A 26,366-nucleotide genomic window follows, 5' to 3' on the forward strand; every position below is an offset into this window, starting at 1 on the left:
AATATTTTAAAATAGCAAACGGTTTTTATCGAATTTGCCAAAAACATCTTCTCAGGAGAAATGTCCATGGCCTCATCCTTCTCAATCCGCCAAAGACCGTCCCGAACGGCTGTATTGTACCTGGTCTGTTTTTCTTTGCCGTTTTTCCCTGTCCGCGGATCGGCTCAATCCTCATCGGTCAATCCCGCGGCTCTGACAGGCCCTTACTCCGTTCAGAAAGATGAAAACGGAAAATACTGGTTCGTCGATTCCGCAGGCCGACGATTCCTTTCTCTCGGCATCAACAACATCAACGCTGAGCCCTTCCGTCCACGCCCGAACACCCAGTATTACAACCCCGTCCCGACCCTTTTTAAAGGGGATTTTAACGCCTGGAAGCAGGAGGTTCTGCAGCTGCTCCGGGACCATGGGTTTACCACCATCGGCGCCTGGTCCGACGGACGCCTGTACGACGGCCCCATCCCGGGCACCATCTGCCTATATGTAGCCGCTCACGGCTCCGACCGCTGTCTGGACGCTCTTCGTCCGGACTTTGAGAAACGCGTCCTCCAAAACATCCAAACCGTCCTCGACCGATACCCTCACAGAAACAATCTGCTCGGGGTCTTTCTGGATAACGAAATGCCCTGGTACGGTCATGCTCCCTGGGGCGAAATCCCCAATTCAACGCTTTTGGAGGCTGCCCTTGCCCTTCCCAAAGAAGATGCCGCGCATCAGGCCGCCGTCAAATTTCTCCGGCAGCGATACAGTTCTGCAGACAATCTCGCCAAGGCCTGGGGCAAGCCGCTCGACTCCTGGGACAACCTGACCGCCGACTATGCCCGCTCCTGCCTGAGTCCGGCGGCCCATCAGGACCGACAGGCCTTCATCGGTTATGCCGCCGACGCTTTCTTTCGCATCTCCACCCAAATCGTTCGCCAAATGATGCCCGGTGTGCTCATTTTAGGCACCCGTTTTGCCGCTTATGCTCCTCAGCCGGCCGTCGAGACCTGCGGACGGTATTGCGATGTTATCTCTTTCAATGATTATCGCGCTGCCCCTGCCGCTGATCCGGATATGATTGCCCGCTACTGGATTTGGGGCGGACAGAAACCTCTGCTTATCACGGAATATTCCTGGCGTGCCGAAGAAAACACCAGCGGCAACCCCAATACCGGCGGTGCCGGCGCCGTCGTGAAAACACAGGCCCAGCGTGCTGAAAACTATCAAAAATATGTCGAAGACCTTTTGTCTTACCCTATCGTGATTGGGGCTCATTGGTTCGAATTTGCCGACCAGTCTCCCCAGGGCCGGTTTGACGGCGAAAACTCCAATTACGGCATTGTAGATATTTACCATCGCCGATACACAGAATTGCTGGCCGCAATGAAGCAAACCAATACACGAATCGCAGAAATCCACGCCAAGTCTCCAAAAACAGCTCCGACCGAATTTCCCAAACCCAAAAAAGTGCGCCTCGAAATCGCCCAGCGTCCCGAACGCCCGCCCTTCATTAACCTGCTCCACGCCGAACCGCTCAAAAAGCCCGAACTTTTCCAGGCACCGGACGCCTCCATCCAGCTCGAGATCCTTGCTCAAAATCAAGGCGTCCAAATCCTGCTGCAAACCGGACGCGACTGGGGCTGCGGCCTGCTCCTGTTCGGCCCCAAAGAAGCCAAAAGGACTCAAGGACCCGATTTTGCCTCTGATTTGGACGGCTACAGTGCTGTCGAACTCGATACTGAAATCCCGCAAGCCCTTGCTTTTCAATGCTTTATCGACGAGGCGGGAGTCGATCGCCCTGACGCTGCCTCCTATGACACCTGCGCCGGCGACGATGCCGAAAGTTTCATTTTCCCACTCACTCACGGCAGCGGAACCCGAAAAATCTACCGGCTGAACCTGACGGAACTGGAACCCAGAACCGCCTGGGGCAATCAGAAAGGGGCCGGCCGTGTGGACCTGTTCGCCCTCAAAGGCATTGGCCTGTACTTCCCCGGCAGTCAGGGAAGCCACACGGTCAAACTTTATGCCCTCAAACTCGTCCGATAACTCTCCGCGCCGCGCCGCGGCTTTTCCTTCAAAAAGAATCGTTGACATCGGACATCTGAAAAGATATAATACTTGCATAAGCAAACGGTTTCTAATTGTGTTTTTGAACAGGAAAACAAGAAGGACCTTTCAACGATGAAATCGACGGCTCCAAGCTTGAGTGACGTAGCCGCCCAGGCGGGCGTCAGCAAATCCACCGTCAGCCGCATCCTAAACAACCGGCTCGGAAACGGCTTCTCGGTCAAAGAGGAAGTGCGTCAGCGCGTCCTCGAAATCGCCCGCAAGCTGAACTACCGCCCCAACCTCATCGCCAAGAGTCTGACGATGCGGTCCACCAAGATGATTCACATCATCGGCGGCAATCACGCCCTCAGCCAGCTCGGAAACATCTATCAGACCGTCGTCAACCATATCACTGAAGTCATCGATTCCCAGGGGCAGGGATTTGACGTCACCGTCGATATGTCCAAACACGGACCGGATGAAAGCGAAATGCCCGCATGGAAAATCGATGGAGCCGTCATCCTCGCCCGCTGCACCGAACCGACCATGGACGAAATCCTTCAATTGGGCATCCCCTATGTCGTCATTAACGGCCCCGCCCCGACCGGCGGAACCTCCGTCGTCCCCGATGATGTCCAGGGAACTCGCCTGGCCCTCAAACATTTGACAGAACTGGGCCATCGCAAAATCGCCTATACGCCCCCGCCCCGAAAATATATGATGGTCGGCCATTCGAGCATTGCAGACCGGCAGGAAACCTATATTGCCCAGATGAAGAAAAACGGCCTTGAACCCATAATCAGCCCCCACGATGTGCTCGACGATACTGAAAAACTGCTCCGGGATTTGGTGTTCGAAAGAAAAGCGACCGCCATCCTGGCTTATGGACATATGGAAGCTCTCAACCTTCTGCAGGCTGCTCACTCCCTCGAAATCCCTGTCCCCGAACGGCTCAGCGTGATGTGCTTCTGCGACCATTACGCCAACAGGATTATGAGCCCGGGGCTGACCTTTATTGACCTCGGTTCCGCTCAAATGGGAACCCTCGCCGCCCAACTGCTCCTTGAACAAATCACGCAGCCCGAAAAGCAAAAACCCAAACGGGTGGTCCTCGACGAAACGCTCTGCGTTCGAAGCACAACCGCACCGCCTCCTTCGAATTGAGCCCAACACGGATCGAATCCATGAAAACAAAAATCGCCAACCCGAAAGTCCTCCAAACAAAAACCGAACTGCCGACCGGTTATCATCTTGAGCCCGGCGGAGTCTTCCGCATCGACCAGTACGACAGCCGGCCGGCCTTTGCAGGATTCCTCCCCGGAATCGGCGGACCGGACGGCGTGCCCCTCTGGTGCCTGTATGTCAACCGCGGTCAGGCCGTCTCCTCTTTCGGCGTCGCCAACAAAAACCACGCCATCCTCGAATTTCTGCCCGCCAACTGGGCGTACCAGATGACCCCCATCCAGGGCTTTCGCACCTTCTGCTTCGCTGATGAGGTCTTTTTGGAACCCTTCGGCCTTCGCAGCCGCCCCACTGACAGTGTCCGGCGCACCCTTTGGATCGAAATGGACCGCATCAAAATCCGCGAAGACAACGAGCCATTCGGCCTGCGGTTTGAAGTCGTCTATTTTTCCCCCGTCAGCCGGCCGCTCGGCTCGCTCATTCGTCTTCTGACCGTCACGAATCTGACGGTCAAAACCAGAAAGCTCTTCCTCCTGGACGGCCTGGCGCAGCTGCTGCCGGCGGGCTTTACAGAACTGGGCATCAAAACCATGCGCCGTATCTACGAGGCCTATGCCTCCGTTCGGCTCATCGACGGCCGCATTCCGTTTTATGCCGCACGCGTTCGGGTTCACGATGAGGCCGAAGTCGAGGAGGTGCAAAGCGGAAACTTTTACGCCTCCTGGCTCAGCGAGGGCGATTATCTGCTGCCCGTTGAACCCTACTACGACCCCGACGTCATTTTCGGCACCGATCAGGACCTCCTCCTGCCGCGGCACTTTACCCCGCAGGGGCTGCCCGACCGCTCCCGTCAGGTCGGCGAAAACAAACTCCCCTGCGCTCTGACTCCGGTTCAGACCGCTCTGGGTCCGCAGGAATCTCTTGTCTTGGTGTCGATCGCCGGAATGGCCCCGAACGAATCGCTTTTGAAGACATTCCTGTCCAATTTCCAGAAATTATCTGATTTTGAATCCGCCTCCCGACAGAGCCGTAAAACCATCGAAACGCTCACAGCGCCCGCTTTCACGCTTTCCGGTGACCCGCGATTGGACGGCTATGCCCGTCAGAACTTCCTCGATAATATCCTCCGAGGGGGCATTCCGTATTCGCTGCCTTCCCGCCGGGGGCCTGTCCTGCTGCATCTGTATTCCCGAAGACACGGCGACGCCGAACGAGACTACAACTTCTTCGACCTGCCCGCCTGTCCTCTTTCCAGCGGAGAAGGAAACTACCGCGACATCTGCCAGAACCGCCGAAACAATCTCTGGTTCTATCCCCAAACGGCGGATGCGGAAATCCGAATGTTTGCCTCTCTGCTCCAGCCGGACGGCTACAATCCTCTCTCTGTGAAAGGATACCGGTGGCTCTGGCCGCAAAGCGACAATCCCGTGCACATCTGCCCTTCAGAGGATTCTGCCGCACAAGACGCCTTTGTCTCCATTCTGAAACGGCCCTTCCTGCCCGGAGAACTCCTGGCCTGGGCCAACCTGTACGCCCCGAATCTTCCCGACCGGCACTCCTGGCTTGAACAGATTCTCTCCCGCTGCGACGTTCATCTGGAGGCCAGCGGCCACGAAGGCGGCTATTGGATAGACCACTGGACCTACATTACCGACCTGCTTGAATCCTATGAGGCCCTCTACCCGGAACGCATCCAAACCGTTCTGACGGAGCCGGCTGATATCGAATGGTTCTGTGAACCGGCCCAGGTTGTGGACCGCCGGCAGAAGTATCTCCTGCGGAAAAAAGGGCTCCGGCAGCTTCACGCGGTACAGGATGCCCCCTGTCCGCCGGTTCCCCTGCCGCCGGTAACGCTCTTCGGAAAACTCTGCGCCCTGCTGGCCCTGAAAATCGTCTCGCTCGACTTCGAAGGCCGCGGCGTTGAAATGGAGGCGGGCCGGCCCGGCTGGAACGATGCTCTCAACGGTCTGCCCGGTCTGTTCGGCTCCTCCACCTGCGAAACGGCGGAAATCTGCCGCCTGACCCGCTGGCTCCTGCGCATCCTGCCGACGATTCCGGATACACGCTTCCCCGAGGCCGTTGCCGACCTGCTCGAAGCCGTCCTGGCCGATGTCCGTTCGGATTATTCCTGGCATCGAGCCGCCGACATTCGGGAGTCCTACCGCCGGAAAATCTATCAAAACAGCTCCGACAAAACCCGGCTCGTTAAAGGAGCCGTACTTAAAAAACTGCTGCAGGGCATCCTGGCCCGCTGCGAAAAAGCCGTTCAGGAGTCCATCAATCCGCAAAACGGCCTTTTGCATACGTACTATTTCCATACCCCGCAGCCGCCCTCGGCGAACCGCCTTGAAGACATCCGCTCATTTGAAGCCCATCCGCTGCCGCTCTTCCTCGAAGGGCAGGTCCATTGGCTGCGCATCTGCGATACCCAAACCGCCCGCCGCATCGCCGCCGCCGTCCGGCAAAGTCCCCTGCTCGACCCGCAGCTGAAGATGTACAAACTCAACGAATCGCTGGAATCCTGCTCGCCGGAAATCGGTCGGGCCCGGACCTTCACACGCGGCTGGTTCGAAAACGAATCCGTCTGGCTTCACATGACCTACAAATACCTGCTCGAGCTGCTCAAGCACGGCCTCCATGAGGACTTCTTCGAGGATGCCCAAACCATGCTCGTTCCCTTTATGAAGCCCCAGGTGTACGGACGCAGCATCCTCGAAAACAGCTCTTTTATCGCTTCCTCCGTCTGTCCGGACCCGGAGGCCCGCGGACGCGGCTTTGTCGCCCGCCTGTCCGGCAGCACCGCCGAATTCATCCACATCTGGCTCCTGCTGACCGTCGGTGCCCGTCCCTTCCGCCTGGATGCCGGCCGGCTCATTTTTGACCCCGCACCAGCCCTGCCCGGCGAGTGGTTCACCAAACAGCCCCATACAATTCGATGGAAAGACCGCTCGTTCCTCATTCCGGAAAACGCCTTCGCCTGTGCCCTGCTCGGGGATATTTTGCTGGTCTATCATAACCCGGCTCGAAAAAACACCTACGGACCGTCCTCCGTTCGGCCGGTTCAATATATTCTGGATGAACAAATAACAATCACGAATCCGTACCTGACGGAAGAGGCGGCAGAAAAAATCCGAAACAGAAAAATCGAACGCCTCGACATCCATCTGGGCTGACAAATTCCGGACAACTGATAACTGATGACTGATAACTGATGACTGATAACTGACTCGGGGGTATCCAATGCTGCGAACCGCCTCAATCATCTGGTTTTTGACTTTCGCCTCTTTTCTCTATGGGCAAAACCTGCTGGTCAACGGCAATTTTGAATCCGGACTCGTCAAAGGCCACTTCGCCAACGGATACCCCGACAATTGGCAGGGCTGGGGCACCAACGGCTGGCATCATTCCGATGTCGGCTACCGCAAAGACAATTACGGCATCGCAATTTGGGACAACGACACCGGCCTGTCTCAGTCCGTTCCCGTGACTGCCGGCATGCAGCTCCAGGTTTCCGGTGAGATGATTTACCACACCACCGAAGTCCTCGTAAACAAACGGGCCCTGATAAAAATCGAGTTCTGGAACGGCCCCGCCCCCTCCGGCACCAAAATCTCCGAAACCGTTGTCGGCACGCTGATGCCCTCTCACACCGCAGGCGTCTGGTACACATTCGCTCAGACCCTCACCGTCCCCGCTTCAGCCAACTTGGCCAGAATCCTCTGCTATACCGTCTCCACCGGCTCTCCCTCTACCGGCAAGGCCTACTGGGACAACCTGTCTATCGAAGACGGCCAGGTCATCAATGACCCCGATTACAACCTCGACCAAATCATCAACCTGCTCGATTTCGCCCCGCTCGCCTCCGCCTGGCTCAATGAATCGGCTTCTTACAACCTCAGCAGTCAAAACCAGCTCACCCTCGAAGACCTCGACGTCTTCTGCTCCCGCTGGCTGGATACACCGCCCCAATACCCCGGCTATCGGTTTGTCTGGTCGGATGAATTCGAAGGTCCCTCCATCGACACCGCCAACTGGACCTGGGAAATCGGCGCCGGCGGCTGGGGCAACAACGAACTGCAGTACTACACCGACCACCCCGACAATTCTTATATCGAAAACGGCTGTCTGGTTATCGCCGCCCGCAAAAATCACCTCGGAAAAGAGTACACCTCCGCCCGGCTCAAAACCCAAAACAAACGGTCCTTCTGCAAAGGCAGAATGGAAGCCCGCATCAAGCTGCCCGCCGGCGGAAAAGGAATCTGGCCCGCCTTCTGGATGCTCGGAAACACTATCTCCACCATCGGCTGGCCCGGATGCGGCGAAATCGACATTATGGAGGCCGTTAATTTCCTCTCCAGAATCTACGGAACCCTCCATTACGGCAGCAGCAATCCTTACATTCACGACTCCAACGGCGGCTCCTACAGTCCCGCCCAAAGCCCCACGCAGGATTTCCACATCTATGCAATCGAATGGGACACCAATCAAATCCGCTGGTACTACGACAGCATCAATTACTACACCACCTCCAACTGGTGGTCCAGCGACCCTTATCCGGCCCCCTTCAATCAGCCGTTCTTCTTCATTGTCAACATCGCCGTCGGCGGCAACTGGCCCGGATACCCGGACAGCACCACGCCATTCCCCCAGCTGATGTACATCGACTACATCCGGGTTTACGAAAAAATCAACTGAGCACGGCTGACTTACGTTCGATTCTGGTGGGCCAAATCCAGCAGAAGCCAGTCATCGTCCGGCACCATCTTCTCCGTCACCGGGTCCCACCGCTGCGGGGCCTTGTTCCCCCGATGCACTTCCTCTAAAAACGGCAGAAGCGGCCGCTTGGGCGGATACTTTTCCTCCAGCCGGTCCGTCGGGTCCGGCACCCATCCAAACGCTTCCCGATATTTGGCAAACCCAAACCCGTCGAAGAAATTCTCGCTGCCGATCAGCGGCATATACCACAAACTCGGCACCCCGCGAGGATTGGGCTTAATCGGAACCTGACGCTCCAAATCCGCCAGTAGACGCTGTCCCTTCCGGTCTTTCTTTTCTTCCAGATGCCGCCGCAGATGCTCCAGGGCCGTGAAAACTACCGGCGGACTGACAAACAAAACCGGTTTGTGCTGCAGGGATGCCACAATAATCTCATGCGGCGTGCCCACGCTGTAGATATTCGTCGGACTGTAGGCAATCAGAAAATCGCTGATGTCCACCATCCGCAGGTCCAGGTGCATTATCTCCCGAAACGTCTGGCAGCATTTGCTTCGCGCCCGGCGTCCCTCCTCCGTCGGCTCAAACGTCCACGTCTCCCGCAGCCGAACCGTCTGCTCTCCCTCCCGCCCGTATCCGTACATCCCCTGTACACTCGGCTTGGACCACGGGTCAAACACCGTCACCCCCAGTTCCTGGAGAAACTGCCCGACCCGAACCCGCCAGCCCCATTTTTTCTCCAACTTGCGGCTGTGAACAAAATCCATCGGGCCTGACAGGTACACCCGGGCGTTCTCCAGAAATCCCTTCTTCGCCCACGGAAGAATCGAATTTTTCTTCGAAGCATTCTGATTTTTCTTGGCCATTCTGAAATACTCCCATTCCTGTTACGGCAGTTCCAAATCCGCCCAAACCAGCCGATGGTCCGAACTCACATACGGCGGTCCTGCAGTCAGTCTTGCCAGCGGCTCCGCCCGCTCCGGCCAGAAGACCTCCGCCTTGATAACCTTCCATTCCCTGCAAGGCAAAACATAATCCAGCCGCAGATTTCCCGGCTGCCGCCCGGGCGACGACTGATACGTATCCAATTCCGCCGGCCCTTTATGCCGCTCATTCACTCCTCCATCCAGCCGGGCCGCCTCCGCCGCGCCCTTCGAGGCAGGCCGCACATCCTGCACGCGCGGGTGATTCAGCAGCGACAAAATCCCCTCGTGCAGCCCGTCCCCATCCAGCGGGTCGGCATTCAAATCCCCCAAAATTACAAAGAGTGCCCCTTCTTCCAGTCCTCCCCGCCGGCCCGCATCATCATAAATATACCCGCTTTTGTCCTTTGTCAAATAATCCGCCCAAAAGCGAATCTCATCATGATTTCTCCGCCCGTTGCGGTCCTCCGCCCCGTCAAACACCGGCGGCGTCGGATGCGACGCCAAAAAATGAATCACCCGGCCGTGTACCTCCACCGGCACATCCCAATGGCTTTTGGACGACAGCCGCAGCCGCTCGAGGGCCTCCGGGGAATACCACAACTCTTTCTCCGCTCCGGGCTTTTTCGGCAGCAGCGCCCCCGGCATATCCTTCCACAAAAACGTTTGAAACGTCCTTACGGTCTCCTTCCGTATCGGAAACCGCGACAGGAGCACCATCCCGTACTGCCCTTCAAAGCGGCCGTACCCGAAGGCGTCCTCCGGCCCGTCCGTCCGCCCGTCTCCGTCCAAATCAATTCCGCTGGCCAGCCCCGTATTCACCGGCCCCGTAAACACAAACGGATAGACCAGCGGCTCCTGCCCGCTCTGGGAAATCTCCAGATATTCCTTTTGAAAAATCCCGATGCCCCTTCCTTCGGCGTCCCAGTCGAACTCGTTCAGCAGCACCACATCCGGCCGCACCCGCTGAAGAATCTCCGCTACGGCTTTACCCTGCGGATTTTGCCCCCCGCGCAAATCCTCGATTAGCCCGCCCGCTTTGGAACGGGTCAGTGAACAATTAAAGGTTGCCGTCCGAATCATCGTTGTCCCTGCCGGAAGCACCGCCGCAAACAGCCACAGGAAAATAATCCATTTTCGCATAGCAAACTCCATCCTATCATCTTTTTCCATTTCGCACAACCCGCCCCCTCGCTTGCGGCAGTTCGGCCGCTTCGGGCTCAAAAAAAAAGGGCCGACGCCCCGCGCCGGCCCTTGTCCATCCTGCAAACCCCCGCTCCCTTACAGTCCGCAGTCCTCCGCCGGCTGCAGATTGCACTTAAGCCACGCATTGGCAAATTCCGCAAAGTCTGTCAAATTCACTCGACAATCCAGATTCCAATCAAACTCAGGCAGTCCGCCTGTGCAGATTGCCGGCTTGCTCGGATCCGGATACTCCACAGTCGCATCCACAGGGGCTTCCACAGTTAAATCATCAATCAGCCCGCCCTCACCGTTGGCCGAGTAAGCTCTTGCCGTAATCACCAGCCCGACCGGTATCCGTTCAATTCCCTGCCAATCGATATAGGGAGCATCATTGAAAACCCACCGATAGCTCAGCTTGCTCCAATCCTCGCCCGGATAGGCCTCGAAGCCCCCTGCAGAACCGGCAAAACTGTTCAAATCATTCTCATCATAGATATAATGCGCCCACAGACGAACCCCTCCGCCGGTCTGACCGGAATACCGTTTGGCCCACAACGAGGCCTTCACAAAATCGTTCTTCGACAGCCCTTTCACAACCGCCACATATCCCTCCGGCGTAATCGGCCCATTCCGGTCCACATCATATCCCCGGTTCATTGCCTGCTTGAGCGTGCTCAGCGTGTACAGTTCCGTGGCATCCCACACAGACAGGGCCCTGCCGTCTCCATTATGCGAGTCAAACGTCTCCAGTTCCGCACCAACCATTCCGAACGTTCCCAGCAGGACATTCTCCTCTGAAGACGAACCGCTGAAATTCGCCCACGAATAACTGCTGGCTCCATAATCCGCCTGTTTATACAAATCACCCGGGAAAAGAATGGTTGCATGAGACGGAGCAATCACATTCACATCATCAATAAAATAGGGCTGCTCCGTAATTCCTTCCGTCGGACTGTAAAGCCGTGCACAAATCATCAGCGCATTGGCTGAGCCGTCACCGGAGGCAAAGGCCTATGTATGCTCCAGACGGCTCCACGCAGAAGCCCCGCTGTACGTTTCATTGCCGCCGGCGGAACCCAGGGAACGAGTAAAATCATCTGTATTCGTATAATAGGCCCAAATCCGCACCGACGGGGAAGCATCCGGCGTAACATCGTAGGCCGAAAAACCCGCCGTGACCAAATCCCCGTCCTCAAGCCCTGTCACCAGCGCCAAACACACCTCCGGGGTCCCTTCCAGCGGATACTCCGTCACTTTCAGAGAACGGCTTCCGCTGAAAACCGGGTCAGGACTGCCGGTATTCGTCGGTTCATAAACATTGCCTGAAAATCCGAGAACATCTGCAAAACCGTCCTCCCAGCCGTACGAACGAGTTTGAAGCGCATTCGGGTCATCATTCAAAACCGCCTGATACTCCGGCGTCCCCGGAAAAGCAATTGTAATCCCTGCTCGTTCCGGTATGATCACTTCCAAATCATCCACATAACAGACATCCCCAGGGTTCGTGTAAATGCGAGCCAAAATCATCATTCCGGTATTCGGAACACTGCCCGCAGTAAATGTCCACGCATACGACACTTTCTGCCAAACACCGGTCGTTCCGATACCTGCACTGCTGCTGTCTCCGTCTGAGAAATAGGTCGAGTAAGTCATATCTCCATTCTTGGTATAATTAGCCGAAATGCGGCATCCGGCCGTCGGACTTGCGTTGTACCGCCAGAAACTCGCCTGAACAACGTCTCCTGTCTGCAGTCCGTTAATCCAGCACAAATATGCCTGTTCTCCATAAATAGCATCGTTTGCATAATTATCGTTATCAATCAATTTCACACTCTGACTGCCGCCGTGCACAACCGTTGTGTCAACAGATTCCGTGACATCCTGCGTGCGGTATTTGCCCAGCAGCGGTCCGCCGGTCCCGACATCTTCCCAGCCGTACCGATATAAATGGCGGTCCGCATATCCCAGAATGCTTATCCCCAGAACCATCATCCAACAAACTGTTTTCTTCATAACCAAGTCCTCCGCAAAAAATTTTTCCCGCGTTCTTTCTTCACTCATTCATTCCGACAGCTCCACTGCGGCTCCAGTGTACACCCGAGCCATTCTTCAAGAAAAATCTCCAAATCCGCCAAATCAATTCGGCAGTCTTCCGCAAAATCCAGTTCTGAAAAAACAGTACAGGTTGTTTCCTCATAGCGATAGGTTCCAAACGGAACAAGCTGGGCAATCTGCTCGGCTGTTTTTCCATCCAAAATGTCATTGCCCGGAATGGACCAATTGTCTGCCGTCCAGCCGCCGTCCGGACCTGTCTGATTTCGGCGGTACAAAAAACTGTCTTCATATCCAAAAGCAGAAGTCGGCCAATAAACCTGATCGACAACGGTTTCTCCCTTCAGCAAACGAAATGCATCATTGCCGTCACAAACAATCAGGGAACTTTCCAAAGCATGATTGGCAAAATCTCCTTCCGTACCAAACACGGTATTGAATTTCGCCGGCCCGCTGTTCAATGTGCCGATCAGATAGACAAACTCATTTGTATAAACACCGCTGAGATTGATACGGTCCGACCAGGGCTGTCCGCCCAGCGACCGCTCCAGGGCATATTCCGACAAATCCACTGTCCCGTTAATATACAGTTCAATCACACGCGGACCGCTGCTCAGCGTTCCATCCAGAATCCCGGTAATCACCACCGCCGGCTCCGAGGCGGGCAGTCCCCCTTCGATCGTCTCCCCATCCAGCCATCCGCGTGCAAACAAGGCCAAATCCGCCAGATTCACCCGACAGTCTCCGTTCAAATCCGCCGGCGCTGTCTGTCCGCACACAACCTCCGTCGGCCTCGGCAGCCGCACCTGAGCATGCGAGGGCACGGTAATCCGCAGCGCATCGAGCACCCCGCCGCTCGACAGACTGCAAAGTTTGGCCCCAATCAAAATCCCTTCGCCCGCCTGTCCCTCAAATGTCCAGACCCCCTCCAGCGTCCCCCAGGCCGTCCCGCTGAGATTCGAATCCGCCCCTGCAGGTCCCGCAATGCTGCCCAAATCCCCCGCATCCGCCAGCCGATACGCCCCCAGCCGAATCCCCCCGTCCTCCGCCGCAAAATGCCGCCCCTGACAGTTCACCTGCACCGTATCCCCCGCCAGCAGTCCCGATACCGCCGCCAGATACACCGCACTTTCACAATCTCCTTTATTGGAAACCTCCAGACAGTGCAATCCCTCATTCGGCTCATTCTGCACAGCCCCATAGACGGCCGTCCCCGACGAGCCCAGCACAGCATTGGGGTCATACCGGCTCGTAAAATCCTCCCAGCCGTACTCAATCGTCTGAACGGTATAGCCGGGCACCACTGTATAAACGACATCCTGCACAAACAGCGGATTTTCCGCTCCCTGGCTCAACGTGCTCACCACAATCTGCCCGCTTTGCGGCCCCACACTCGCCGCCGTCAGCGTCACCCATCGCACCTCTTCGCCCCCGGCCCAAACGGTCCCTGCGGCAGTCCCGGTCACAGCCCCGCCGGCCGTCAGAACATACTCCAACTCATCCGCACCCAACGGGACGGAAACCGGTGCCGTATTGGCAATCGTTACCGGAATCTGAACCGGCTGATTGTACAGAACCTCCGCCGGAATCGCCCCCACGCTCACCGTCATCTTCGCCGGGATCTGATAATCGGCGACAACCGGCAGATGGTCGCTCGTTTCCGCCAAAGCCGTCAACACCGCCGGAGCCGCTCCGCTGCCGCTGGTAATCTCCCCGTTAAGCGGATGCGTGCCGTTGTTGCCGAATACCCGATACGAACCCGAAAGAAAACTCAGCCCCTCTCCGTCCAGCATCTCATTGCTGATCAGCTGAAAATCGAACCGGTCATCCATCCCGCCCGTGACCTGTCCGCCGTAGCGCTCCGCGGTCACAGGACTTTGCGAATGAACCAGAATGAATGCCGGATTGTCATGCCAGTTTCCGACCATCCCCGCCGGGTCAAATGCCTGTCCCGGCCCCGCCGCCGTCAAGACCGACCAGGCCGGCTCCGATGCCGTATAAAGATTCAAATCCCCCGCATAAAGCAGATGCACTCCATCCCCCAGGGCATCCGAATTCGACCGAATTTGTCCCGCCTCCACCGCCCGCCGGTTCTGGCTTGCAGAATCCGATTCGGCCTTAAAATGACTGTTATAAACATAAAACACCGCCTCCGGCCGAGTGTATCCGACCGGCCGAAACTTGTACCGAATCGTTGCCCGTGCGGCCCCATCCGACGACGGCACATTCACCTGAACTTCCTCCAGCAGCACAACCGTCCGGGTATTATAAACCACACCGGGCCGGCCTGCACCCGTCGTAGCCCCGTCCAGAGTCCCCCGCGCATAGACCCCCGCTCCGTAAATCCCATTCAAAAGATTGACAAGCTGCTGCGTGGTCGTGCTCAACGAAACCTGCTCCTGCACCAGCAGGATATCCGCCGGCCGGGCGATGCCGTTTCGCTCCTCGCTTCCGATGGCTTCCAGAATGGTCCCCATCCCGGACCGGACCGCTCCGCAGGTATTATAGGAAATAATACGAAGGGCCCCCTGTGCTCCCCCCAGCCACAGAAGGACAAAGCATCCGACGATTTGCCGCCTCCTGCGGCCGCATACATTTGCTTTAAACATCCGCTGTCAACTGTTTCCCGATAACTGACGACCGATGACTGATAACTGAAACCTGTTTACTGAATGGTCCCCTCCGCCGCATCAACCGCCTGCATCGCCAGCGCTCCCACCGTTGTAATCAAGGTCCCTTTCGGGAAATAATAGCGGACGCGAAGCGAACCGAGCATGTCCTGCGTTTCCACGTGCCCGTCGAAAAAGACCAGATTAATCCGCTTGTTATGCCGATAGGCCAGCCGTATTGCGGCATCCGACAAACTCCACGTCGAGGTATCCGTCAAGCTCGTCCGCCGCAGAAGATACGGGTCTCCGTTTCGCCGAAGCACCGGCCCCTGGAGCATAAAATTGCCCCCGTCGTTCTGATAGGGAAGATTGTTGAAACTCACACCCCGCTGCTCATCAAAGTAACGAGCCCCCTCCACAGCAAACACCTTCATCGATGGTGTGCCTAATTTGGTCAGCTTCGGCTGATAGGCCCGTCCGATCCGGGCATAACTGTAAATCTCCTGGTCCGTTACGACCCGACAGCCCGAAATCTGATACTCGCTGGACGCCCCCTGACCGCCGCTCGGGTACATATGAAAGCCCAAAACCGCCGAATAGCTCGAATACGAAATATCCTGCGGATTCACACCGGCAATCGCACTCGGATACACATAATCGTTTTTGACCCGATTCGAGGGGCACCGCAGTTCTTCATTGAGCAAATCCAGCAGCCGCTGCAGCGGCTCGGCCGCCAGCCCCAGTTCATCCCCCATCATCGGCGACATCCAGTCCACATTCTGATACGGGCTCGTGGAACCGTATCCGGCACCCGTCGAATAGACCTTCGCCCCGCTGGTGCTCGGGCCGGGTATCCACTGGTCCCACGCCGCCGAATAGAGATTCAGCCCGCTGCCGATTCCCTTCATATGTGCCCGGCAGACTACGCTTTCCGCCGCCTGCTTGGCCCGACGAAGCCCCGGCAGCAGAATCCCCAGCAGCATCGCCACAATCGCAATCACCACCAGCAGCTCTATCAGCGTAAACCCCAAAGAAGGATTGGACCGTGTGCTTCGGGCAGCTCGTTTTTGCGGTTTTTGGGATTTCATAAAAGGTCTCGCAGGTTTTTCGGTTCCCACTTTTTTGCCGGCAAGCAGCAAAATCTCTATTTCCTGTCTTCTTATGGATTTAGGGATTTGCAGCCGGATTTTTCTCCGGCTGCAGCCCCTTTAATTTCTTCCCTGCACAAGACGGCAGGCTCGGTTAAAAACCTGTTAAAAACACCTTATTTCCGACGGACAACAGCCAGCAATCCGCCCAGCCCCAGCAGAGCCATCGTCGCCGGCTCCGGCACAGCTGCCTCGGCATACGTTGTAGCCACAACCAGATTGTCCACCGTCAAACGCAGCGAACCGCTGGTTCCCTGGCGAAAAGCATAAGCCGTGTTCGCATTGCTTGTATACCAGTTCTGGGTCAGGACTTCTGTACCGTTAACCCACATCGTGCAAAGGCCGGTCGTAAAATTGTAGGATGTAACAACTCGATAGGTCTGTTCTACATCATAAACATAGCCCGTCAAAGCCCCGGGATAGGCTGAAACTCCAAACAGGCCGAACGCAAACTTGCCGCCGCTTGCCATATCTACACCTACGCGGGCTGCAAAATTGCTCGTTCCCTGCAGGAAATGAGCAAAATAATCTTTTCCCGTCGAGGCCGAACCGACAATCACATCCAATCCGGCATACCAGATATCTCCCGACCCCATGGTCGCCCCAACCGACTTGTTCACATCTTCCGCCGAAGTACTCTGTGTGATCAGTTTCACTGTTCCATTCACAACCTGTACAGGTGCATTTCCGGCACCGCTGTGAGCCGCCCAGCCGCCTTGCCCGACCAAATTTCCATTGGTGTAAGAATCAAAATTGTCAGACATCAAAATGGCGGCAAAACTGGGACCAACCCATGCACACAATAACAGCAACAAACAGAATTTCTTCATCTTTCCAACCTCCATACAAAAGTTTCCTCGTTTCCTGTTCAAAACAACCCCACACACTTCACACATTCTCAAGCACAACCGCTGTGCTGTCAAGGTCTGAAACCTACTTTCCGATTATTAAAAACAAATAAGCATCCGGTTAAGTTTTCCGCAAATTTTCAGCAACCTTTCAGCAACAGTTCCGAGCCCCCCTTACCCCTCCAGGACAATTACATCTGCCGGATTGACCCCGCACAAAACCTCTGCTCCCGGCAAAAGCCCCTCCGCCCGACCGGAAAAAACCGTCACCGTCCACACAACCCCCGCATTCAGCCGCACTTCTATCTGACTTAATTCACCGTAGTAGGCAATGCTTTGAACCGTCCCCGCCAGAAGGTTTGGGCGATTTCTATCCGCAAAATCTTTTATGTCGTGAATCTGCACCTTTTCCGGACGCACGCAGCATTTCACCGCCGACCCCGCCGTTCGGTCTGTCTTCATTTCAGACGCCAGAACCCCCGCCTCTGTACGAATCTTCACAGGACTGGTTTGCAACAGATTTCCTGTTAAAAAATTTGCCTCGCCGATAAAATCCGCTACAAATTCATTTTTCGGCCGCTGATAAATCTCCTCTGGTCTGCCGAGCTGCACAATCCGCCCGCCGGAGAGCACCGCAATTCGGTCCGCCATCGACAGCGCCTCTTTCTGGTCATGCGTCACATACACCGCCGTTGTCTGCGATTCCTTCACCAGCCGCCGCAGTTCCGTTCGCATCTTTGCCCGCAGCCGTGCATCCAGATTGCTCAGCGGTTCATCCAGCAGAAGACACTGCGGCTGCGCCGCCAGCGCCCGTGCCAGCGCCACCCGCTGCTGCTGACCGCCTGAGAGCTGATTGGGCTTGCGCTGGGCAAACGCCTCCATCTGCACCACCGCCAGCTTCTCCATCGCAATCTTCCGCCGCCGCTCCGGCTCAATGCCCTGCATCTGCGGCCCGAACTCGACATTCTCAATCACCTTCAGATGCGGCCAGAGCGCATAATTCTGGAAGACCATCGCCGTCCGCCGCTTCTCCGCCGCCAGATGCGTCACATCCCGCCCGTCGAACAAAATCCGGCCGCTTGTCGGCTCCAGCAGACCCGCCAAAATCCGCAGCAGCGTCGTCTTGCCGCACCTGCTGGGCCCCAGCAGAAAGAAAAACTCCCCCGGCTCAATCACCAAATCAATCTTCTCGAGCACCGGCCCGCTTCCCGCCCCCTGTGCATAGGCCTTTGAAATTCCTTCCAGCCGTATCTCAATCATATCCGCCGCTTCCGAATCAGGATGATATTCTCCAAAATGTCATCAACAAATCTCCGCCGGTGAACGTCTTCACGCCCGGAATACCGCCCCCAGCCGCTTGCCCATCAGCACCGCCGCCGCCGCCAGCGACCCGCCCAGCACCAGCATCCCCAAAAGCCCCAGCGAGGCCGCAATCTGCATCGCATCCGTATTGGCCGAATACGCCTGCGTATAAATCTCTTTGGTAATCGGATAATGCACACGCAATTGGGCCAGCACCAGCGAATCGCTCACCTCCAGCATCGCATATGAAAAGGTCAAAAGGCCCGACGCTATCAGATTGGCTGCAATCAGCGGCACCGTAATCCGTCGAATCGCTTGTCCCGGCGTCGCTCCCAGATTTCGCGCCGCCTGTTCGAGCGTCTCGGGAATCTGCTGGAGCCCTGCCGTCACACCGCGCACCACAAACGGTGCCCGCCGAATTGTATATGCTATCACCAGCAGCATTGTCGGATTCCGCATCGGTCCGATCGCCTCGAACAGCCGCCCCGGCGCCGTCATCGCAATATACCCGGCCGCCAGAATCACCCCGGGCACCGCCAGCGGAAGCATCAGGCACAAATCCAGGACCCTGGCCCCCTGCAGCCGGCGCCGCACCAGCATCCACGCCGCCGCCGAACCGATCGCCAAATCCAGCGTTGTCGAAAGGCCCGCATATACCAGACTGTTCAGCACCGCCCGCCGGGGTTCCGGCTGCCGCAGCACAAACAGCACATGCTCCAGCGTGTACCGTTCCGGCAGAATCGTCTTAATCCACTGCCCTGATACCGCTGTCAAAACCACCCCGATATGCGGCAGAATCGCCGCGAAAATCACCCCGCCGAAAAACACCCACGCCCCCAGCGTCCCCCAAAAGCCCAGCCGCTGCCCCGCCGACGCGGTACTGGCCTTGGCCGATTCCGCTCCGCTCGAGCGTCCAAAAACCACCTTGCCCAGCACATAAAAAAGCACCGACAGCACCAGCATCACCAGAACCAGACTGTACATCCGCCCCGACACATCCGCCCGGGCCAGCTCCTTAAAAATCCTCACCGACGCCAGCTCTTCATATCCCACCATCAGCGGCGTGCCGATATCCGTAAACGACCAGATAAAGACAATCGAGCCGCCCGCAAAAATCCCCGGACGCAGCAGCGGCAGCGTAATCCGGCGAAACACCGTCCATTTCCCCGCCCCCAGATTGCGGGCCGCCTGAGCATATGCGGGGTCCAGATTCGCCAGGGCCGCCGACAGATTCAGATACAAAATCGGAAACAGATTCAGCGTCTGCAGGACCGTCACCACCCAGAACCCAGACCCCAGCCAGTCCGGCGGGCGCCCCGAAGACAAATCCAGCACCCCCAGCCGCTCCAGCACCAGATTGAGAATCCCGAACTGCCCCAGGTACCGCTTAATCGACAGCGCCCCCACAAACGGCGGCAGAATCAGCGGCACCAGCAGCAGCCCCGTCAAAATCCCCTGCCCTCGAAACTGATACCGCGTGCTCACAATCGCCATCGGCATCGTCAGCACCAGACACAGCGCCGTTGTCACACACGCCAGCAGAAAACTGTTGGCAATCTGCCCCAGTACAATCCGATTGGAAAACAGCCGCCCCAGCCAGTAAAAACTGAACCGTCCCTCAGCCGTCAGACCCGCCTGAACCGCCTCATACAGCGGCCAAAAGAAGAACACCCCCACAAAAAGAAAAATCAAAACCTCCGCCGCAACCAGCGGGTCGGCCTGCTCCAGATACCGCCTCCACAACGGCCGCTCTGTTCCCGTTCGTTCCATCCGTCTCTATTGAAGAATCTGCTGATACTGCGACCGAAAATATGCCGTCCAGTCGGTTCGAATCCGTTCGGCGGCTGTACGATCCTTCAGCTGCTCGGCGATGGCATAAATCTCTTCGACCGTATCAATATTCTCCGGCAGACGCGTGAGCACAGCCGCCAGCGCCGGGTCCATCCGCCGTTCCAGAATCCGCCGCTTGGCTTCCCGCAGCAGCGACGCATTTTCAATCGCCGCCGAATAAACCAGCTCCGCCAAAACCCCGTACCGCACCTCACGCAGCTTGGCATCAATTTTCATCTCGGTGCCGCCCTCATAAGGATTGGCCGCCAGCACCGCATCGGTTGTTCCATATGCCTGATAAAAATCCTTTCGAATCGGCGTGCGGTTCAGCCGATACCGCTCCGGTCCGTCCGGATGCCCTGCCGGCAGCCCCCACAGCCCCTGTCCCCGAGGCGACAGCACAAACGCCGCAAACGCCTGGGCCGCCTTCCGATTCGGCGGATTCTTCAGCACGGCAATCGGGTCCGGCGTAAAGGCCGTCTGTCCCTTCGGGCTCACATACCCCAATTTCTCAGGCGCCTCGGACGCGTACATCATCCCGTAAAAATCAATGCACACCGAAACCGCACATTCCCCCAGACTCGGCGCCCGCGCCGCCGTACCGGAACTGTCCGTAAACTTCTTGGCATTCGACAAAATCAGCAGCAGTTTGGCCCACCCCTGCGGCCAGCTCGGAGCCGTCTGGACAATCATCTCATTGGCCGCCGCCTGTGAGCCCGACTGTGTCGGGTCCGCCATAATCACCAAATCAAAGTACTCCGGACGCCCCAAATCCTCCCACGAGGTCGGCTCCGCCACATTCAGCCGCTTCAGCAGTTCCTTGTTGTACAGAAACCCGAAACTGCTGAGCACATTGCCGCACCAGGTCTTCCGCGGGCTGTACATCTCCATCCCGCCGAACACCGCCGGGATGTTGTCCCAGACGTCCTGCCCCGCCTCCAGCGGCTCCAGAAGTCCTTCCGCATCCAGATACTGAAACGTGTACTCTCCCCCGCCGAACAGCACATCAATCCCGCAGCTGTCTGCCTTCGCATACACATTTCGAAGATACTGAAGAATCGAACTGCTTCCGCCCCCCACATCCCGCCACTGAAACTCCACATCCCATCCGTACCGTTCTTTGGCATAGGCCCGGAACGCCCGGCTGAACTCGTATTTGATATTCTCATTGTGCGGCGTAATGACCGACAGCACCACCTTGCCGGACTCACCACCCGCCGGCTTTTTGCCGCATCCGAACAGCCCCAAATACACCGCCGCACAAAGAAATCCCGCCGCCCATCTCATCCGCCTCATTTTGTCCCTCCCTGCTGCCGATTCTCGTTCGGCTCATCCGGCCAGACCAGCCGAACTACCATCGGATAATGGTCGCTGGCGACCGCCGCAATCGGGTCATCCACCAGGTAAATTTCCTTCATCCGCTCCGCCAGGGCCGGACTGACAAAAAAATGATCCAGAAACGACCGATACCGCGGCGGCTTAATCTCACAGTGATAGGAGGCCGCCTTCGGATTCTTCTTCCAAATCGCCTCATCCAAACAAATCAGCTTTTCTTTCCCCTCTCCCCGCAGCATCACTTCCACCGCATCCTGCCCCGCCGACTTCTCATACGAATCCAGCCCGAAATCATCGTTAAAATCCCCGCCAATCAGCAGATAGCCCGTCGGGCCGGCTTCCAGCAGCTCTCCGCAAATCTGACGCGTCCGTACCATCTCCCGAATCCGCCATTCCGTCACCGACCTGCTGTTATCTGATTTGCTTTTGGCATGCGTTGTGCCCACCCACAGCCGCCGCCCTTTCGGCGTTTCCACCAGCACAAACGCAGGCCCCCGCGAAAACAGCATCTGCCCGCTGACGGTGTCTTTCTCATCTTTAAAAACACGCTCCTGCAGCACGCGGAAGCCCGGCTTCATCAGCATACACAAATACTGCCCTTCCGTATTGCCCTCAAACGACCTGACATAGGCATACCGCCCGCCCAAACGCTCCCGCACAAACAGCTCCAGCATCGCCTGCGTCGGACCCTCCTGAATCAGCACAATGTCCGCATTCATCTGCGGCAGTTTCATCGTCCGGGCTATCTCATACAAATCCTCATCATCCCGATAATACTCCGTGGTGTTGCGGCTGCGTTCCGGCATCATCTCCTGGTCAAACAGCATCATAAAATGTTCGATGTTCCAGGTTGCAATCACCACCTCTTCGCCGGCCGGCTTCGTCGTTTGGGTCGTTGTGACTTCCCCAGCTGCTGCACAGCCGCCCGCCAAAAGCAAAGACCAAACAGACCATCCTATCAGCACCGCCGAACTCTTGCAGCTCATCCATTCCATCCTTTCTCTCTCAAAGGACCCCATTTCTTCGAAAATACACGGATAGTTGAAAGCCAAATCTCCTTTTTTGCAACCTTAATTTTCAGAACTTTACCCCCCTCTTTTCCTTCCGTTTTTATTCTTGACTCCAAAAACAAATTCTGGTATGATTCCGTATAACTTGGTTACGGGAGAAACTCTTTGAGAATGCATAGTCCTTAATAAAAGGGCTGATTTAGCATAAAGCCGCAACGAGCGCGTCAGCGCTGTCCGTTGAAATTTCACATTATCTCTTCCCGGATGTCAGTCTATGCTTTTTCTCCATTCCCTTAGCGGGGAATGTGTATATTTAAAAAGAATGAAAAGAATATAAACCTTTATTTTAGAAAGACTTAAGTATGAAAATGCTTCCGTTTACAGCCGGGTTCATACCGGGCCGTATGCTCACGAAAGACAACCTCTATGAGTGGTCGAGTAAGACGATGATTTGTATCGCCATCTCGACAATTGTCCTCGGCGCCTGGGCTCAGCGGGACCAAATCGAAGGGGTCCTCGACCGGCTTACCGCCCTTCAGTGGGGGATCGCCTACCTGGCTGTCGCCCGTACCCTCTTCGTAATCAACGTTGCGGCCCTGTTCTGGCGTTTCTATCTTGTCCTCTTTTATAAGCCGGCCCGAACCTGTACCGACAGCGAATTGCCGACCTGTACTGTCATTATTCCTGCTTATAACGAAGGCCGCCATGTAGCCGATACCATCGACAGTGTGGCGGCCAGCGACTATCCGGTCGATAAACTCCAGATTATCGCCGTCGATGACGGCAGTGCTGACGACACCTGGGAGTGGATTCAGCAGGCTGCCGCCCGGTACCCCCAGCTGGTCACTCCGCTTCGCCTCAAACGCAACAGCGGAAAACGGAAAGCGCTGTATGAGGGCTTCATTCGAAGCCAGGCGGATATTGTCGTGACCATCGACAGCGACTCCATTATTGAGAAAAACACCCTGCGGAATCTCGTCAGCCCCTTTATCACGCAATCCAACGTCGGCGCTGTGGCCGGCAATGTGCGCGTCCTCAATCGGCATCAGGGTTTTATTCCCAAAATGCTCGATGTTTCCTTTGCCTTCAGTTTTGACTTTATCCGAGCCAGCCAAAGCCAGGTCGATTCCGTCCTTTGCACCCCCGGCGCCCTGTCCGCCTACCGTCGCGACCTCGTTATGAAAGTCCTGCGTGCCTGGATGAATCAGCGGTTCCTCGGACAGAAATCCAACATCGGCGAAGACCGGGCAATGACCAACCTCATCCTCAAGCAGGGATTCGCCGTCAAGTTCCAGTCCAACGCCGTCGTTTTCACGCAGGTCCCCGTCCGCTACAAAGGGCTGTGCAAAATGTTCCTGCGGTGGGCCCGAAGCAATATCCGGGAAACCATCGAAATGGCACGCTTCGTTTTCAAGCCCTTCCGGACCAACCGCCTCGGAGCACAGCTGAACTTTCTCCACAGCGTTGTCAATCTGTTCGGGGCAACCTTTATGATTTTCGGCACACTCGGCTGCATCCTCTGGGAACCCCAGGCCTTTCTGGCCCAAATCCTTCTCGGTGCTGAACTGATGGCGATTATCCCCGGTACATTTTACGCTCTCAAATACCGCTCCAGCAACGCTCTCTGGGCCTTTGCCTACTCGCTGTTCTGGCTGGCCGGTCTTTTCTGGATCAGCCCCTATGCCCTCCTGACCGTCGGCAACAACAAATGGCTCACCCGCACCCTGCCCGCCGCCGGCACCGTCGCCGTTGCATCGGCTTCCAAACAGCCCTCTCGCACCGGCAGCATCATCTCCCACGACCTCCTGCCCGTCTAAAAACGAGCCCTTGAACAATAATCCGGCCATTTTGGCCCTCCGCCGAAAGGGGGGCCAAAATGGCCTGTTTTGTTTTCTGCCTGATCTCCTGACCGGATTTGCGGGTTGAGTTCGCATTTTATCCCGTTTCTCTCTTGCACGGCCTTTCGCAGCATTCGATAATCTTCTCAAAACAAAACCACTTAATCCGAAAGGTCTATTATGCCTGCAGCAAGCTGCTGTGTCTTATCGAGTCTTCTGGTTTCCGCCCTTCTTGCCCAGCCGCCGGCCGCTTCTAACGAGTTCCGCCCGGGCGAACGGTGGCCCGACACCGACGGCGTCCATATCAACGCACACGGCGGCGGTTTCCTCTATCACAACGGCACCTACTACTGGTTCGGCGAACACAAAGTCGAAGGCCGCCGCGGCAACAATGCCTGGGTCGGCGTTCGCTGCTATTCCTCCAGGGACCTGTACAACTGGAAAAACGAAGGCATAGCCCTGGCCGTCGTCCCGGACAACCCCGCCCACGACCTGGCCGCCGGATGCATCCTCGAACGCCCCAAAGTCATCTACAATGCCAAAACCGGCAAATTCGTCATGTGGTTCCACCTCGAGCTCAAAGGACAGGGCTACCGCGCCGCCCGCTGCGGCACGGCCGTCAGTGAGACCCCGACCGGATCCTATACCTACCTGCGAAGTTTTCGGCCCAATGCAGGCGTCTGGCCGGAAAACGTCCCCGATGAACGAAAGAAACCCCTCGACGGCATCGAGAAAATCCGCTTCTCCGGCGGCGGCCTGCCCGAGGGCTATACCATCGAGCAGCTGAACATCTTCGCCCGCGACTTCGAAGGCGGCCAGATGTCCCGCGACATGACCCTCTTCGTCGATGAGGACGGCAGGGCCTACCACATCTACGCCTCCGAAGAAAACAGCACCCTTCACATCTCCCTTCTGACCGAGGATTACCTGGCCCCTGCGGGCCGATACATCCGCGTCTTCGAAGGCCGCTATATGGAGGCCCCCGCGATGTTCAAACACAACGGCCGCTATTTTCTGATGATGTCCGGCTGCACCGGCTGGGCCCCCAACGCCGCCCGCTCTGCCGTCGCCGACTCCATCTGGGGCCCCTGGAAGGAATTACCCAACCCCTGCATCGGTGAAAACGCCGACAAAACCTTCTTCTCCCAAAGCACCTATATCCTCCCCGTGCACGGCAAAAAAGATGCTTTTATCTACATCGGAGACCGCTGGAACCCCGAAAACGCCATTGACGGCCGATACATCTGGCTGCCCGTCATCCTCCGGGACGGCCGCTTCGAAATCCGCTGGCTCGACCGCTGGTCCCTCTCCTGGTTCGACAAAGACAAAAAACCCTCCAGCCCGGAATGAAACGGAAAGCATGCTTGCCCACCAGCCATTCCCTACTACCCCCGTCATTCCCACGTAGGCGGGAATCCAGTCCTCCCCTTCCCGCATCTTGTCCTCCGAAACTTCAGCGATGCAAGAAGGCGGGTATCCAGTCCTTTATTTCTACAACACCGCGAACTGTCCCCCTGCCAAGCATACCCAATCAAAAACTTTCTGAATCGCTGCGATGGATTTTCCTTCTGTTCTTCGATTTTGGCGGATTTCCTCGGATTTCAAACTTCCTGCTTCGAGCTCTGTTTTTGTTTGATGCTTTGAACTTCGAGATTGTTTGTGTTTTAGATTTTTAAAACATAGAATTTCTTTCGGATTTCGTGCTTCGAATTTCGGATTTGTTATTTCGAATTTCGTTTAGAATTTAGATTTTTAGGATTTGATGCTTCGAATTTCCTCCTCCCGCCGCTGGTCCCTTTTTCTTCACTCTTCACTCCCTCTTCCCTCCACATACCGCTTGACCGTCCGCCGGTCCAGCCCCGCCGCCTTCGCCGCCTCCCCATAGCTGCCGTACCGCGCATAAAGCTGCCGGCAGTACTGCCGCACCACCTCCTCTGCCGTCAGCGGCCGCCCCGCCGTCCCCGCCGCTCCCCCCGCCCCCGGCTCATAATCCCCCCGCAGCACCACCCGCCGGATGCACTGCGCCAGCTCCCGCACATTCCCCGGCCACTCATACCCCCGCCCCAGCCGCCGCTCGATCACCTCCAGCACCCGCCCCACGATCCCCTCATCCGCCTGCCCCACTATCTGCCCCACAAAATGACGAACCAGCGACGGCAGCTCCTCCGCGCTTTCCTCAATCCGCTCCTTCAGCGACGGAACCCGTATCACATCCGCACACAGCCGATAATAAAAATCCTCCCGAAACCGCCCCTGACGACGCAGCACCTCCACCGGCTGATTCGTCGCCCCCACCACACGCCCCAGAAACATCCGCTCCTGATGACTGCCCACCGGCCAGTACCGACGCTCCTGCA

At 56.8% G+C, this 26,366-nt stretch carries 18 protein-coding genes; 6 read left to right on the forward strand and 12 right to left on the reverse strand.

Features of this window, described 5'->3' with window-relative positions; genetic code table 11:
• Positions 1 to 66 precede the first annotated feature (66 nt).
• The 4 genes from PKY88_06380 to PKY88_06395 all read left to right on the forward strand — a co-directional run bounded on the left by PKY88_06380 (position 67) and on the right by PKY88_06395 (position 7,911).
• Positions 67 to 2,031, forward strand: a complete 1,965-nt coding sequence (locus tag PKY88_06380) for a beta-galactosidase (GenBank protein HOQ04822.1) — start codon at positions 67 to 69, stop codon at positions 2,029 to 2,031.
• 135 nt (positions 2,032 to 2,166) lie between these two features.
• Positions 2,167 to 3,198, forward strand: a complete 1,032-nt coding sequence (locus PKY88_06385) for a LacI family DNA-binding transcriptional regulator (protein ID HOQ04823.1) — start codon at positions 2,167 to 2,169, stop codon at positions 3,196 to 3,198.
• Between the two features lie 20 nt (positions 3,199 to 3,218).
• A complete protein-coding gene (locus PKY88_06390) occupies positions 3,219 to 6,389 on the forward strand; it encodes a hypothetical protein (GenBank protein ID HOQ04824.1) in 3,171 nt (1,056 codons plus the stop codon).
• Positions 6,390 to 6,456: 67 nt separating this feature from the next.
• The gene (locus tag PKY88_06395; protein ID HOQ04825.1) at positions 6,457 to 7,911 is read left to right on the forward strand and encodes a glycoside hydrolase family 16 protein; all 1,455 of its coding nucleotides are present in this window, start codon (positions 6,457 to 6,459) and stop codon (positions 7,909 to 7,911) included.
• Positions 7,912 to 7,922: 11 nt separating this feature from the next.
• On the opposite strand, the gene PKY88_06400 is transcribed toward PKY88_06395, so the two are convergent.
• From PKY88_06400 to PKY88_06450, 11 genes are all read right to left on the reverse strand, one after another.
• Positions 7,923 to 8,795, reverse strand: coding sequence for a hypothetical protein (locus PKY88_06400; GenBank protein ID HOQ04826.1), 873 nt, complete (start codon positions 8,793 to 8,795; stop codon positions 7,923 to 7,925).
• Between the two features lie 21 nt (positions 8,796 to 8,816).
• On the reverse strand, positions 8,817 to 9,995 hold the full coding sequence (locus tag PKY88_06405) for an endonuclease/exonuclease/phosphatase family protein (protein HOQ04827.1): 1,179 nt from the start codon (positions 9,993 to 9,995) through the stop codon (positions 8,817 to 8,819).
• Positions 9,996 to 10,133: 138 nt separating this feature from the next.
• Positions 10,134 to 11,012, reverse strand: a complete 879-nt coding sequence (locus tag PKY88_06410) for a hypothetical protein (GenBank protein ID HOQ04828.1) — start codon at positions 11,010 to 11,012, stop codon at positions 10,134 to 10,136.
• Between the two features lie 36 nt (positions 11,013 to 11,048).
• The gene (locus tag PKY88_06415) at positions 11,049 to 12,050 is read right to left on the reverse strand and encodes a hypothetical protein (protein ID HOQ04829.1); all 1,002 of its coding nucleotides are present in this window, start codon (positions 12,048 to 12,050) and stop codon (positions 11,049 to 11,051) included.
• Positions 12,051 to 12,094: 44 nt separating this feature from the next.
• Positions 12,095 to 14,698, reverse strand: coding sequence for a hypothetical protein (locus PKY88_06420; GenBank protein ID HOQ04830.1), 2,604 nt, complete (start codon positions 14,696 to 14,698; stop codon positions 12,095 to 12,097).
• A 56-nt stretch (positions 14,699 to 14,754) separates the two neighbouring features.
• Positions 14,755 to 15,786, reverse strand: a complete 1,032-nt coding sequence (locus tag PKY88_06425; GenBank protein ID HOQ04831.1) for a prepilin-type N-terminal cleavage/methylation domain-containing protein — start codon at positions 15,784 to 15,786, stop codon at positions 14,755 to 14,757.
• 176 nt (positions 15,787 to 15,962) lie between these two features.
• Positions 15,963 to 16,676 carry a PEP-CTERM sorting domain-containing protein gene (locus PKY88_06430; protein HOQ04832.1) on the reverse strand — a complete coding sequence of 238 codons (714 nt, stop codon included), beginning with the start codon at positions 16,674 to 16,676 and terminating at the stop codon, positions 15,963 to 15,965.
• A 192-nt stretch (positions 16,677 to 16,868) separates the two neighbouring features.
• A complete protein-coding gene (locus tag PKY88_06435) occupies positions 16,869 to 17,954 on the reverse strand; it encodes an ABC transporter ATP-binding protein (GenBank protein HOQ04833.1) in 1,086 nt (361 codons plus the stop codon).
• Positions 17,955 to 18,023: 69 nt separating this feature from the next.
• A complete protein-coding gene (locus PKY88_06440) occupies positions 18,024 to 19,766 on the reverse strand; it encodes an iron ABC transporter permease (protein HOQ04834.1) in 1,743 nt (580 codons plus the stop codon).
• Between the two features lie 6 nt (positions 19,767 to 19,772).
• A complete protein-coding gene (locus PKY88_06445; protein HOQ04835.1) occupies positions 19,773 to 21,122 on the reverse strand; it encodes an ABC transporter substrate-binding protein in 1,350 nt (449 codons plus the stop codon).
• Complete coding sequence (locus PKY88_06450; protein HOQ04836.1) at positions 21,119 to 22,147, reverse strand: hypothetical protein; 1,029 nt, start codon at positions 22,145 to 22,147, stop codon at positions 21,119 to 21,121. Before PKY88_06450 ends, PKY88_06445 begins: the two co-directional genes overlap by 4 nt.
• Before the next feature lie 386 nt (positions 22,148 to 22,533).
• On the opposite strand from PKY88_06450, the gene PKY88_06455 reads away from it, so the two are divergent.
• Both PKY88_06455 and PKY88_06460 read left to right on the forward strand, forming a co-directional pair.
• On the forward strand, positions 22,534 to 23,988 hold the full coding sequence (locus tag PKY88_06455) for a glycosyltransferase (protein ID HOQ04837.1): 1,455 nt from the start codon (positions 22,534 to 22,536) through the stop codon (positions 23,986 to 23,988).
• 201 nt (positions 23,989 to 24,189) lie between these two features.
• Positions 24,190 to 25,359 (forward strand): glycoside hydrolase family 43 protein, encoded by a 1,170-nt coding sequence (locus tag PKY88_06460; GenBank protein HOQ04838.1) that lies wholly within the window; start codon positions 24,190 to 24,192, stop codon positions 25,357 to 25,359.
• 453 nt (positions 25,360 to 25,812) lie between these two features.
• Here PKY88_06460 and PKY88_06465 read toward each other — a convergent pair.
• On the reverse strand, positions 25,813 to 26,366 hold a 554-nt coding region (locus tag PKY88_06465), incomplete at its 5' end, for a sigma 54-interacting transcriptional regulator (GenBank protein HOQ04839.1).

The organism is Anaerohalosphaeraceae bacterium (assembly GCA_035378985.1).
Taxonomy (GTDB): domain Bacteria; phylum Planctomycetota; class Phycisphaerae; order Sedimentisphaerales; family Anaerohalosphaeraceae; genus JAHDQI01.